The sequence below is a fragment of the Vibrio sp. A1-1 genome, from assembly GCF_021728175.1.
Lineage (GTDB): Bacteria > Pseudomonadota > Gammaproteobacteria > Enterobacterales > Vibrionaceae > Vibrio > Vibrio diabolicus.
Map to the genome: position 1 here is coordinate 328,445 of NZ_JAKKCL010000001.1, position 13,331 is coordinate 341,775.

A 13,331-nucleotide genomic window follows, 5' to 3' on the forward strand; every position below is an offset into this window, starting at 1 on the left:
GAAAGAATCCTTATCGAATATCGTTGTTATTTTGTTTACGCCACTTTAGCACAATCTGTTCCTGCGAATAACAACCGGTTTTCTGTGGGCTTGATAACGTGCTTCACTTAACATCAAACTGGATTTAATGTTAATTTATTCGCGAAATGAATAAGTTGAACATAGGCAGGTTGATGAACAAGGATAAACAAAACAGCATTTACGAAAAGATCGTTAATGACGAAGATGCCCGTGCCTGTAAGGCGATTCCTGAATCAGCTTGTCATCAAGTTCCCGGCAACTTTCTTAAAATCATTCTTGCTCAGTTTTTAACGAAGGTCGGCGATGCGTTAATCAACCCCAAAGTCACGTTGCCGTGGATACTACAAAGTCTTGGGGCACCGGTTTACTTAATTGGTTGGCTCGTTCCTATTCGTGAGTCAGGTTCCCTTATCCCACAACTTAGTATTGCGCACTATATTCGTCGCCTCCCAGTAAGAAAATGGGTCTGGGTAATTGGCAGCATCTTGCAGGCTCTTTCCATATTTGCGATCGGATTGGTCGCATTAACTCTGACAGGAGCTGCTGCGGGTTATGGTGTAATTGCATGTCTTGTGATCTTCAGTCTCTCACGCGGTTTAAATTCCGTCGCATCAAAAGATGTATTGGGCAAAACCATCCCTAAAAACCAACGAGGTCAAGTCAACGGCTGGTCTTCAAGCGCTGCTGGCCTTGTTACACTACTTTTCGCTAGCCTTCTGGCAATGGCCTGGTTATGGGACGTAGAGCCGACGGAGCACTTTTACAGTCTGAGTTTAGGCTTAGCGGGCGCCATATGGCTTATTGCGGCATTAGTTTATGCACAAATTAATGAGTATGCCGGTGAGGTAGACGGTGGTCGAAATGGCGTCCTTGAGGCATTTAAACAACTCGCGTTACTTAAAACAGACGTGACCTTTCGTCGATTCGTTATCACGCGGACACTATTTTTATGTTCTGCGCTGAGTGCACCGTACTACGTTGTGCTGGCACAGCAATCTCTCGGTGGACAACTCTGGGTGCTAGCTCTCTTTATGTTTGCGAGTGGCTTGGCCTCCTTTGTGTCAGGTCCTTTCTGGGGAAGAATGTCCGATCGCTCTAGCCGCAGTGTGATGGTCATCGGCGCAACGATGAGCGCGCTACTTGGCGTTGTTTTATTTGTTTACGATACGTGGGTCACCGCTAACCAAAGCTTCCTATTCGTGATTCCTCTGCTCTACTTTTGTGTGTGCATTGCCCACGACGGAATACGAGTCGGACGAAAAACCTACTTAGTTGATATCGCGGAAGGTGACAAACGGACAAGCTATGTAGCCGTGAGTAACACGGTAGTTGGGATAATGCTGCTTCTAATGAGTTCTCTTGGTGTTATGTCGAACTTTTTGAGCCTTTCAGCTGTGGTGTTAGTGTTCTCTTTTATTACTCTTGCTGGCGTGGTAATGGCCAAACAACTGCCAGAAATCAGTGACTAGTTCTATACAAAAAAGCTGCGCTCAAAGCGCAGCTTTCATAGTAAACACACCTTGAAAAACTAGAGTTTTACCGCCAATTTAACGCCTTGACGAATCGCACGCACAGCATCAAGTTCACCCGCATGGTCAGCTCCGCCAATGATATGAATCTTCTCTCCAAGTTCAGACCATTTATCTTCAAATGGACGAACAGACTCTTGCCCCGCACAAATGACGACTTTGTCCGCGTTCAATAATTGTTCTTTTCCATCTACATGAATGTGCAAACCTTGATCATCAATTTTATCGTAAGACACGCCACCGACTAAATGTACGCCCCGTTTTTCAAGGGTACGTTTATGGATCCAACCTGTTGTTTTACCCGGACCTTTACCTACACGACCTTTACGACGCTGAAGCACCCAGACTTCTTTATCGCTGACCGCATCAGGGTAAGGGTATAAACCACCCGGTTGGGACATCTCTTTGTCGATTCCCCATTCATGCAACCAGTCATCCAACGTTTGTCCAACTGGCTCTGTGAGCATGGTCGCGACATCTACGCCAATACCACCAGCACCAACGATAGCCACTTTCTCACCGACTGGCGTTTTGTCTCGAATGAGTGTTTGATAGTCGACGACTTTTTCTGGGTTCTCAATTCCATCAATATTGACTTTACGTGGCTCGACACCCGATGCCATCACTATCTCATCGTATTCTGTGAGTAAGTCATAGTTCGCTTCCGTCGATAAGTGCAGATTCACGCCTGTTTCATCAATACGGTTAGCGAAATATCGTATCGTCTCTCGAAACTCCTCCTTACCAGGGATCTGCATCGCAAGACGGAACTGACCGCCGATGCGGTCGTTCTTTTCGAACAAATCAACCTTATGGCCACGTTCAGCCAGTGTAGTCGCACAAGCCAAGCCCGCAGGACCAGCTCCGACAACGGCAATGTTTTTCTTCTTAAAGGCTGGTTCAACAACAATTTCGGTTTCATAGCACGCAAGTGGGTTCACTAAGCAACTGGCGCGCTTACCTTTAAACACGTTATCTAGACACGCCTGATTACAACCAATACACGTATTGATAAACTGCGCTTTTTCCTGTTCGGCTTTAGCAACAAAGTAAGGATCGGCCAAGAATGGGCGCGCCATCGAAACCATGTCAGCATGACCTGAAGATAGAATACGTTCTGCTTCGTCTGGCGTATTTATACGGTTGCATGTGATAATAGGAACCGAAACGTGAGGCTTAACTTTTTCCGTAACCCACGTAAACGCACCACGTGGTACTTGAGTCGCAATGGTAGGAATTCGAGCCTCGTGCCAACCGATACCCGTATTGATAATCGTGACGCCAGCCTCTTCAAGCGCTTTCGCCAATTCGATAACGTCTTCAAATGTGCTGCCCTGCTCGACAAGATCCAGCATAGAGAGACGGAAAATGATGATGAACTTGTCACCCACCGCCTTACGAACCGCTTTGACAATTTCTAGCGGAAAACGCATACGTTTTTTGTAACTGCCACCCCATTCGTCGTAACGCATGTTCGTGCGCTTACATAAGAATTGGTTTATCAGGTAACCTTCCGAGCCCATTAACTCGACGCCATCATAACCAGCAAGCTGGGCTAACTCAGCGCTGTTCGCAAAGGCATCAATGGTTTTCTTAATCTGGCGGTCGCTCATTTCACTCGGAGCAAACTTTGCAATTGGCGCTTTAATGCCAGACGCACTTTGCGAGAATGGATGCATGGCATAACGCCCAGCATGAAGAATTTGTAGGGCAATTTTGCCACCGTGCTTGTGCACCGCTTCTGTCACAACTTTGTGGGCCTTGGCATGCTTTGGCTTGCTGAACTCAGCACTCAATGGGTGCAAACGACCGCGTAAGTTCGGAGAAAAACCTCCGGTTACAATCAGTCCAACACCGCCTTTCACGCGTTCTTCATAGAAAGCCGCGAGCTTCTGTAATCCTTCTTTGTGCTCTTCTAAGCCCGTGTGCATTGATCCCATCAGGACTCGGTTTCGTAATTGTGTAAAACCGAGATCCAGTGGCTTTAATAGGTTTGGGTACATGGCAGACATCACTTAACATCCATTGTTATTATCATGGTCTGACCAGATTAAGCCCGCTCAACCAAAAAATCAAACAAGCGTTTACATTTTTGTAACACCGATCAATCTCGCGTGAAAATATGCCAATTGTTGAGTGGTCGTGATAAGCTAAAAAAATGTTATCTTTTGAGATCTTAGAGATAAGAACCCATACTTTGTTAGACTCGGCGTAACTATCTCGTTATGGAGACAAGATGAAAAAACTCTTCAAATTTATTGGTTTGATATTTAAAGGGATATGGAAGAGCATCACCTTTATCAGACTCGCACTGGCAAACCTGATCTTCTTGCTGATGATTGCCGTTTTCTACTTTGCTTTTACTTATACCGGAGACGGTCAACCCGTCGTCGAAAAAGAGTCGGCATTGGTGATGAATCTTTCAGGTCCGATTGTCGAACAAAGACGCTATGTAAATCCAATGGACTCTTTTGCTGGTTCCCTTTTGGGCAATGAGTTACCGAAAGAAAACGTCCTTTTCGATATCGTTGATACTATTCGCTACGCGAAAGACGATCCTAAAGTGTCTGGATTAGTGCTAGCACTGCGAGACATGCCAGAAACAAATCTCACGAAATTACGTTACATCGCGAAAGCGTTGAACGAATTTAAAGCGTCAGGCAAACCCGTTTACGCCGTAGGTGATTTCTACAACCAAAGCCAATATTACTTGGCAAGTTACGCTGATAAAGTTTACCTGGCACCTGATGGCGGCGTATTGATTAAAGGTTACAGTGCCTATTCAATGTACTACAAAACGTTATTGGAAAAGCTTGATGTTTCTACTCATGTTTTTCGCGTAGGTACTTATAAATCCGCTATCGAACCGTTTATTCGTGATGACATGTCCGATGCTGCGAAAGAGTCAGCAACACGCTGGGTTACTCAATTGTGGAGTGCTTTTGTTGATGATGTAACCACAAACCGAAATATTGATGCGAAAGTGCTTAACCCAACCATGGATGAGCTGATTGAAGAAATGAAGTCAGTGGATGGTGATCTTGCTCAGCTCGCGGTTAAACTGGGCTTGGTTGATGAACTCGCGACACGCCAAGACATTCGCACTCTATTTGCCAAACAGTTTGGTAGTGACGGCAAAGACAGCTACAACGCGATTGGTTACTACGACTACCTCGCCACGATTCGCCCTGATTACACACTACCTCAGCACGATATCGCAGTTGTTCTAGCAAGTGGCGCGATTATGGATGGTCAACAACCTCGTGGTACTGTCGGAGGTGACACCGTCGCAAGCTTGTTGCGTCAAGCACGCAATGATGAAAAGGTGAAAGCGGTCGTGTTGCGAGTAGATAGCCCTGGGGGTAGTGCCTTTGCCTCTGAAGTGATTCGCAACGAAGTAGAAGCACTGAAACAAGCAGGCAAGCCAGTTGTTGTATCCATGTCGAGTTTAGCCGCTTCTGGTGGTTATTGGATTTCAATGAGCGCAGACAAGATCGTTGCTCAGCCAACAACACTGACGGGTTCCATTGGTATCTTTAGCGTCATCACCACGTTTGAAAAAGGCTTTAGTAAGTTAGGCATTAATACTGATGGCGTTGGCACATCGCCGTTCTCTGGTGACGGCATTACCACTGGCCTCTCTGACGGCGCGTCTCAAGTATTCCAATTAGGTATCGAGCACGGTTATAAGCGCTTTATTTCTTTGGTTGGCGAGAATCGCGATATGTCTCTAGAGGAAGTTGACAACGTCGCTCAAGGTCGAGTTTGGACAGGACAAGACGCACTATCCTTTGGTCTTGTCGACCAGATGGGTGACTTTGATGATGCCGTAGAACTAGCGGCAAAACTGGCGAATGTGACTGATTACGGCATTTACTGGGTAGAAGAACCGCTTTCTCCCACTGAACTATTTTTACAAGAGTTCATGAAACAGGTGAAAGTCTCTCTAGGTATTGATGCAACCAGCTTGCTACCAAAAAGTCTTCAACCCGTAGCTCAACAGTTCGAACAAGACGCAAGCTTGCTACAAAGCTTTAACGATCCTAAAGGTCAATACGCATTTTGTTTGAACTGCCAAGTGCAGTAGCTTTTTCATTAATATTACAAAGGGTATCTCTACTTGAGGTGCCCTTTTTATTACGCTCAACATCTCCTCAGATGACTTTCTGATGCTGTGCGCATAGCCTCGCATCTCAAGGTTATTTAGGTATATAATCCCCGCCTCTGTTCCCCTACATGAAAGAAAAAACGATGACTAGAAAACACATCTACATCGCTTACACCGGTGGCACCATCGGAATGCAAAAATCGGATCACGGCTATGTGCCTGTTGCTGGCTTTATGGAAAAGCAACTAGCAAGCATGCCAGAGTTTCACCGTCCTGAAATGCCGGATTACACTATCCACGAATACGACCCTCTGATTGACTCATCAGATATGACGCCTGCCGACTGGCAGCAGATTGCGGATGATATTCGTGACAACTATGACAAATACGATGGTTTCGTCATCCTACATGGTACTGACACCATGGCATATACAGCATCTGCATTGTCTTTCATGCTTGAAAATCTTGGCAAGCCAGTGATTGTTACAGGTTCACAGATCCCTCTTGCGGAGCTGCGTTCTGACGGTCAAGCAAACCTATTGAATGCTCTGCATATTGCCGCAAACTACCCGATCAACGAAGTTACTTTGTTCTTCAATAATCAGTTGATGCGTGGTAACCGCAGCACAAAATCTCATGCGGACGGTTTTAATGCCTTTACTTCACCAAACCTTCCTCCACTACTGGAAGCTGGGATCAATATTCAAGTAAGCAACAGCGTAACCGTTGGTGCACAACCAGAAGGTGAGTTTAAGGTTCACAACATCACGCCACAACCAATCGGTGTGATCACCATGTATCCTGGTATATCACATGAAGTTATTCGTAATACGCTTCGTCAGCCTGTAAATGCGATGATTCTTCTGACTTTTGGTGTCGGCAACGCGCCTCAAAACCCTGAGCTACTGGGCCACCTAAAAGAAGCCTCTGAGCGCGGCGTTATTGTCGTGAACCTAACTCAATGTTTGGCAGGCAAAGTGAATATGGGCGGCTACGCCACGGGTTGTGCACTGGCAGACTCTGGAGTTATCAGCGGCTTTGACATGACGCCAGAAGCGGCACTAGCAAAACTGCATTACCTTCTAAGCCAAAACCTTTCTTACGAAGAAGTGAAAGAGAGAATGCAGCAAGTACTGCGTGGTGAGATGAGCCTGTAAATTCAAGCTTACTACGATCTAAAAAGCCCAATAGAGATTGGGCTTTTTTCTTTTAAAGTCAAAGTAGTAGCGCTAAACGACACCCTGTAAAAATCAAAGGTTCACTTAATCAATGTTTGGATTGACACGAACAATGTCGCTCTCTTCTCCGCTAAATTGTTTTTTAAGTTCTTGCTTCGATTTAAAGCTGATTTCACCGCCGGCTGCAACCGTCATATGCTGCGCATCAGTATTATGTTTTGATTGATACAACATCACAGCTTGCATACACGAATCTCGCTGCTCTTTAGAAAGTGTTGTACCCTCAGGCCATCTTCCCGTTTCTACTGCATAGACTAAGCGATCATAAACTTCTGGAGTCATCGCTTGTAATAGTTGTTCTGCGTCCATAATGTACCTTCTTATTACATTCTATTTACAGAACATAACGGGTTAAGAAACTGAGTCAAGAATACGAAAATGAATTGGTGTAACGGATCACAAGCAAAGCCATGAAAAGAACACACTGGTTACTTCTCGGCCTCACAAGTCTCGCACTAACGGGCTGTTTCGAAGGTAACGTGACAACCGAAGAGTTGTGCAAAAAAACACCAGAGCTGCGCTGCGAACAGCTCAATATGGATGACGGGCAATGTCGAGTTCCCAGAACAAACTTAGTATGGCATCGGTTTGAGCAACTGAAACATCCATCAGAAGCCAGTCAAATTATCGAATACGGTCTGGTCGCTGAATATAGGAAATGCTTAGAACTCGCCTCTCAGATCACACCTATTGATCAAAGTGCTCTCAAGAGACAGCGTTTTAACGCTTTGGTACACAGTATTGATGAGCTAGAACGCATCGTAAACGAGTTAAAAGGCTCAGAAGACCCCGCAACTTTGTATTTTTTGTGGTCTCAAACGGGTGACATCCAAGCTCGTCGCGCATTTTTACAAATGGAAGGCTCACCTAAGTTAAATACTGCTGAGATGCAATATGCATTAGCTACTTTCTATACTAATCGAGATGCCAAGAAAACGTTAATACTGCTGAATAAAGCGTTGTCTTTATCAGATGAAGACAACCTTAATCCAATCATTCTCAAATCAATGGCAAGCATTCATCAAGGGCTTGGAGAAAAAGAGCGCGCGTATCTGTGGGCAATGGTTGCAAAAAGATTCGACGTCCCGCTTGCTGATGAAAAGCAGCTCAAGCGTATGTTTAATTTTAGTCATGCAGAGCAATATCAGCAGCTAGATGAATTAGCTGAATCGGTGGCAAAAGCCATAGAGAGAGGGAACTACTCTCCAGCAATGATACCCAAAGAGATATAAACGAAAAAACTCCCGCAATTGGCGGGAGTTTTTCTTTGGGTCAAACTACACTCTGTTTTCTACTTACAACAAATCGTATTGAAAGGATAAAACACTATCGAGCACAATTTTGTCGTTATTGTTCTGATTTGTTGAAAATTAACGACACTGAATTAACACAAAAACGCTCACCCGTGGTCTGTGGGCCATCTTCAAAAACGTGCCCTAGATGGCTATCACATGCGGCACAACGAATCTCTGTACGTACCATTCCGTGACTCAGATCTTCTAAATAGCGCACCGCTTGATCATTGATGGGCGCATCAAAACTTGGCCAACCACAGCCAGAGTCATACTTGTTATCAGAGACAAAGAGAGGGGCATTGCAACAGGTACAAGCATAAACACCCGTCTCTTTATTATGCAGTAGTTTACCGCTGAAAGGCGGTTCTGTACCTTGCTCTCGGCAGACACGAAACTCTTCTTCAGAAAGTTGCTCACGCCACTGCTCATCTGACTTCGCCACTTTTTTCCCGTTTTGTTCCACGACTTTCTGCTCCTTCTTTACTGTTTTTGGTATTGACTTTTTTAGCAAAAAACTTGCTTCTCTTAACAGTTGTAGCACATACTTTCTCACCAGGACACCATGCGTAATTAATTTGATAAGAGCACTTATCTCACCAGTTATATTACGCCAACTGGACTACAGAAGAATCAGTTAAAAGTTTAAAAAACGAACATTTGCGAAGAATTGTTAAAAAAAGCGTCGCTTTTTTTTGACTTTAAACAAGTTAAGTCCGATTATCACTTGCAGATGTTTACTGGATTCTGTAATTTTACTACCAGTTATCTTTAATCAGAAATTAAGTTGTGGAGCAACTATAATGACTATCAAAGTAGGTATTAACGGTTTTGGCCGTATCGGTCGTTTCGTATTCCGTGCAGCGCAAGAGCGTGCTGACATCGAAGTTGTAGGTATCAACGACCTTATCGACGTAGATTACATGGCATACATGCTTAAGTACGACTCAACTCACGGCCGTTTCAACGGTACTGTTGAAGTTGAAGGCGGTAACCTAATCGTTAACGGTAAAACTGTACGTGTTACTGCAGAGCGCAACCCAGCGGACCTTAAGTGGGACGAAATCGGTGTTGACGTTGTTGCAGAAGCAACTGGTCTTTTCCTAACAGACGAGACTGCACGTAAGCACATCGAAGCTGGCGCGAAGAAAGTTGTTCTAACTGGTCCTTCAAAAGACGCTACTCCAATGTTCGTAATGGGCGTTAACCACGCTACTTACGCTGGTCAAGACATCGTTTCTAACGCTTCTTGTACTACTAACTGTCTAGCGCCTATCGCTAAAGTTCTTAACGACAAGTTCGGTATCGAATCTGGTCTTATGACTACAGTTCACGCTACTACAGCAACTCAAAAAACTGTAGACGGTCCTTCTGCTAAAGACTGGCGCGGTGGTCGTGGTGCTTCTCAAAACATCATCCCATCTTCAACTGGTGCTGCTAAAGCTGTAGGCGTTGTTCTTCCAGAACTAAACGGCAAACTAACTGGTATGGCTTTCCGCGTACCAACAGCTAACGTTTCTGTAGTTGACCTAACAGTTAACCTAAAAGAAGGCGCATCTTACGAAGCTATCTGTGCAGCAATGAAAGAAGCTTCTGAAGGCGAGCTAAAAGGTGTTCTAGGTTACACTGAAGATGCAGTAGTATCTCAAGACTTCATCGGTGAAGTTCAAACTTCTGTATTCGATGCTAAAGCTGGTATCGCTCTAACTGATAACTTCGTTAAAGTTGTATCTTGGTACGACAACGAAATCGGTTACTCAAACAAAGTTCTAGACCTAATCGCTCACATCTCTAAGTAATTAGATAGTTAGCAATTAGCGAATAACTTCGTTAAAGAAAAGGCGGCTCTAGAGTCGCCTTTTTTGTATCTGGAATTTGAGAGAATACCTCGGCGCTGTTGCATTGTATTTGCGACGGATGTCGAAACCCTACTTTCCCCAATGATAGGAAACAGCACATGGATTTAAAAACTCTCCCAGCTCTAACCGTGTTATCTGATAACGTTACTGTCGTTGAAATTGATCAGGTCAAAGTAGTACGTGTTATTCATGAGAAAGCGACAGCAGGCATCTCCTTACATGGTGGTCACGTTGTTTCGTTCACTCCTGCTGGTCATGAAGATTTGATTTGGATGAGCGAGAAGGCGATTTTCGACGGGAAAAAAGCCCTGCGAGGCGGCATTCCCGTTTGCTGGCCATGGTTTGGCCGTATTGCAGCACCGGCTCATGGTTTCGCACGTACTGCTGAATGGGAGCTGGTTGAACATCGCGAGAACGATAACGGCGTGATTGTTGAACTTGCTCTGTTCCCGACAGAAGAAATCCACGATATTTGGCCACATATGTTTGACGCTCGTTTAGTGGTTGAAGTTGGCGATGAGCTAAAAGTGACACTCAAAGTCATGAACATCGATGACGAAGCTTGGACCTTCTCTGGCGCGTTACATACTTACCTAAACGTTGGAGACATTAAGCAAGCACAAACAACAGGCATGGGTGCCGAGTACATTGATAGCTTGAAAGCTGATGCGGTATGCCAAGGTGGTGATGTTCTGCAACTCACAGACACCATTGATCGCGTTTACACGCAACCAGAAGCGAAAATTTTGGTAAAAGATCCGGAACTGAATCGTACATTAAGCGTGGAAAACCATGGTCATAACTCCGCGGTACTTTGGAACCCTTGGGCAGAAGGTGCACAAGGTATTGCTGATATGGCTGACGATGGTTACCAAACCATGCTGTGTGTTGAATCTACTGTTCACGCTCCAAGTATCGAGCAAGGTAAAACGCTCCAGCCAGGTGAGACTCATGAACTTGTCACTGTAATTTCAGTGCAGTAGTTATAACCAGATCAAAGGTCGGGAATACCCGACCTTTTTTGTAATAAAAGCCCCGACTAGATGGTCCTCTCTCAACTAACTTATTGGTTATCAGTCACTTTTGACTATTTCATTAATAAATATCAAAAAATTCGATCATATAAACCGATAGCATGCCGATACAAAACTCATAAATAATAAAAATATCAGGAACTGATCTATGTTAGAGAGATACCGAAATCAAAGTGTCGGATTCCAGTTAAAGCTGGTTATCACTTTGTGTCTATTCATTGCTTTCAGCAGTATTGCTGCGTTTGTTTACCGTAACGCTTCCGATGTTCTATTGGAAAGCACCCTTAAAGAGCACCAATCTAAAGTAGAGTCGATGGCAAAAACCATTGCTGGCCAATTCGATGCTTATCTGCATACCGCTAAAGTGCTCGAGTCCACTTTTCGTAATGGCTACCTTGCCGGTGTTTATGTCGAAAACTATACCGTTGATTTCATGGGTCACGAAGTACCAAACATCACTCAATACAGTGAAAGCTTAATTAACGACACAAAGCTGGTCGATAGCTTCACACGTGATACCGGTGCTATCGCGACTTTATTCGCGCCTTTAGGAGATGACTTTATCCGTGTATCTACCTCACTAAAAGATCCTCAAGGTCAACGAGCAGTGGGAACCACACTAGGTCTCGACCACCCAGGTTATCAGCAACTAAAAGCTGGTCAGCCATATTACGCTCAAATAAAGTTGTACGGCGAACGCTACATTACCTATTACTCTCCAATTAAAGATGCAACAGGAAAAGTTGCAGGGTTATCGTTTATTGGTTTACCCGTAGATCAAGCAACACAAACGCTATTCGATGCGCTAGAAGAGATTAAATGGGGCGATACTGGCTATACCATCATTGTCGACAACGACGACAACAATCTTGGTAAGTACCTACTCCATCCGACCAAAAGTGCAACCGACCCTTCAATCACAGAAGTTCGTGACTACGAGGGTAATAAGCCTTTCCATAAAATTTTTGAACAAAAGAGCGGATTAATTCTCTACCCTTACCAATTCGGCTCAACAGTCGGCGAAAAGTACTTAGTGTTTACCGAAGTACCAGGCTGGAACTGGAAACTACTGGGTGGTACGTTCATCAAAGAAGTGACCAAAGGCAGTGATACACTACTCAAACTTATCGCCATCATTTCTTCGGTAGCAGCAATCATTACTTTTGTTGTTCTGACACTTTTCTTGAATCGCAGCTTACAACCTCTGACCGTTCTAAACTCCTATATGACTCGCTTGGCGGGCGGCGAGGTCAGCTTGAACGTCCCATCGTCTCGTAAGGCATCAAAAAATGAAATTACGAACCTGAATACGGGTGTCGCCAGTATGGCAAGTCAACTCAATGAACTTGTTGGTAAGATCCGTTCCACAAGCGACTTAGTAGAGAGCAACTCCACCAGCGTTGCCAATGATGCGCATAGCAATTTAACCCAAGCTGACCGCCAACAAGAAGAAGTAGAACAAGTGGTAACAGCAATCGAAGAGATGGCCTCTTCTGCTCAATCGGTTGCCCAACAAGTCGAAAGTATTGCGGAAAACGTACGCTCAGCGAATACCGATAGTCAATCTGGTCTCGCGATTGTTGAAGGCGTATGTATCGATGTTGCTCAACTTAACGATCAATTGGATCAATCAGCAGCGGCTATCGAGCAAGTCAATCGCGATAGTGAGAGTATTCAAACCGTCACGAAGATGATTGATGAGATTGCAGAGCAAACCAACCTACTTGCGTTGAATGCAGCCATTGAAGCCGCAAGAGCAGGTGAGCAAGGTCGTGGCTTCGCAGTTGTAGCAGATGAAGTGCGTACACTTGCGCACCGTACACAAAGCTCAGTTCAGGATGTAGTTGAAATTATTGAGAAGCTAAAAGGCTCTACTCATAATGCAGTTAATATGATGACCGACAGCCAACGCAGTGCCAATCAGGTCTTAGACAAAGCACAAGACGCGGGTACAGCATTAGAAGCCATCGCAGTACAAGTCCAGTCGATAGCGTCTCAAGCCGACGCCATTGCTGCGACCTCAGAAGAGCAAGCGCAAGTATCCCAAGAAATTGCTGCAAATGCCCATTCTATCAGTGAACTAAACCGAGAAAGCCGCGACACCAGTGCGAAAACCTCGCAAAGTGCCATTGAACTGCAACAACAAGCTCGGAACTTGAAAGAGCAAGTCGACTTCTTCCACTAATACTGAATAAGAGCCGATTCCATCGGCTCTTTTTGTTTCACTTGAGACCACGCTTTTTGATAGAA

The 13,331-nt window shown here is 44.8% G+C and carries 10 protein-coding genes; 7 read left to right on the plus strand and 3 right to left on the minus strand.

Going from position 1 to position 13,331, the window contains the following annotated elements:
* The first annotated feature begins 173 nt into the window (after positions 1-173).
* A complete protein-coding gene (locus L3V30_RS01540) occupies positions 174-1,490 on the plus strand; it encodes an MFS transporter (RefSeq protein ID WP_237308158.1) in 1,317 nt (438 codons plus the stop codon).
* A 59-nt stretch (positions 1,491-1,549) separates the two neighbouring features.
* On the opposite strand, the gene L3V30_RS01545 is transcribed toward L3V30_RS01540, so the two are convergent.
* Positions 1,550-3,562 carry an NADPH-dependent 2,4-dienoyl-CoA reductase gene (locus L3V30_RS01545; protein ID WP_237308159.1) on the minus strand — a complete coding sequence of 671 codons (2,013 nt, stop codon included), beginning with the start codon at positions 3,560-3,562 and terminating at the stop codon, positions 1,550-1,552.
* A gap of 224 nt (positions 3,563-3,786) precedes the next feature.
* On the opposite strand from L3V30_RS01545, the gene sppA reads away from it, so the two are divergent.
* Both sppA and ansA read left to right on the plus strand, forming a co-directional pair.
* Positions 3,787-5,637 carry a signal peptide peptidase SppA gene (sppA, locus tag L3V30_RS01550; RefSeq protein ID WP_104969661.1) on the plus strand — a complete coding sequence of 617 codons (1,851 nt, stop codon included), beginning with the start codon at positions 3,787-3,789 and terminating at the stop codon, positions 5,635-5,637.
* Between the two features lie 164 nt (positions 5,638-5,801).
* On the plus strand, positions 5,802-6,815 hold the full coding sequence (gene ansA, locus L3V30_RS01555; protein WP_046874512.1) for an asparaginase: 1,014 nt from the start codon (positions 5,802-5,804) through the stop codon (positions 6,813-6,815).
* Positions 6,816-6,920: 105 nt separating this feature from the next.
* On the opposite strand, the gene L3V30_RS01560 is transcribed toward ansA, so the two are convergent.
* Complete coding sequence (locus L3V30_RS01560) at positions 6,921-7,205, minus strand: DUF1315 family protein (protein ID WP_005380700.1); 285 nt, start codon at positions 7,203-7,205, stop codon at positions 6,921-6,923.
* A gap of 101 nt (positions 7,206-7,306) precedes the next feature.
* Between L3V30_RS01560 and L3V30_RS01565 the strand changes: the two genes are divergently transcribed.
* Positions 7,307-8,128 carry a DUF2989 domain-containing protein gene (locus L3V30_RS01565; protein ID WP_237308161.1) on the plus strand — a complete coding sequence of 274 codons (822 nt, stop codon included), beginning with the start codon at positions 7,307-7,309 and terminating at the stop codon, positions 8,126-8,128.
* Positions 8,129-8,243: 115 nt separating this feature from the next.
* On the opposite strand, the gene msrB is transcribed toward L3V30_RS01565, so the two are convergent.
* Entirely contained in the window at positions 8,244-8,654 is a 411-nt protein-coding gene (gene msrB, locus L3V30_RS01570; protein WP_047010128.1) for a peptide-methionine (R)-S-oxide reductase MsrB, read from the minus strand.
* Positions 8,655-8,991: 337 nt separating this feature from the next.
* On the opposite strand from msrB, the gene gap reads away from it, so the two are divergent.
* The 3 genes from gap (at position 8,992) to L3V30_RS01585 (ending at position 13,266) form a co-directional block, all read left to right on the plus strand.
* Positions 8,992-9,987 carry a type I glyceraldehyde-3-phosphate dehydrogenase gene (gene gap / locus L3V30_RS01575; protein WP_012841556.1) on the plus strand — a complete coding sequence of 332 codons (996 nt, stop codon included), beginning with the start codon at positions 8,992-8,994 and terminating at the stop codon, positions 9,985-9,987.
* Positions 9,988-10,145: 158 nt separating this feature from the next.
* A complete protein-coding gene (locus tag L3V30_RS01580) occupies positions 10,146-11,030 on the plus strand; it encodes a D-hexose-6-phosphate mutarotase (RefSeq protein ID WP_237308163.1) in 885 nt (294 codons plus the stop codon).
* A gap of 199 nt (positions 11,031-11,229) precedes the next feature.
* The gene (locus tag L3V30_RS01585; RefSeq protein ID WP_237308165.1) at positions 11,230-13,266 is read left to right on the plus strand and encodes a methyl-accepting chemotaxis protein; all 2,037 of its coding nucleotides are present in this window, start codon (positions 11,230-11,232) and stop codon (positions 13,264-13,266) included.
* Positions 13,267-13,331 lie beyond the last annotated feature (65 nt).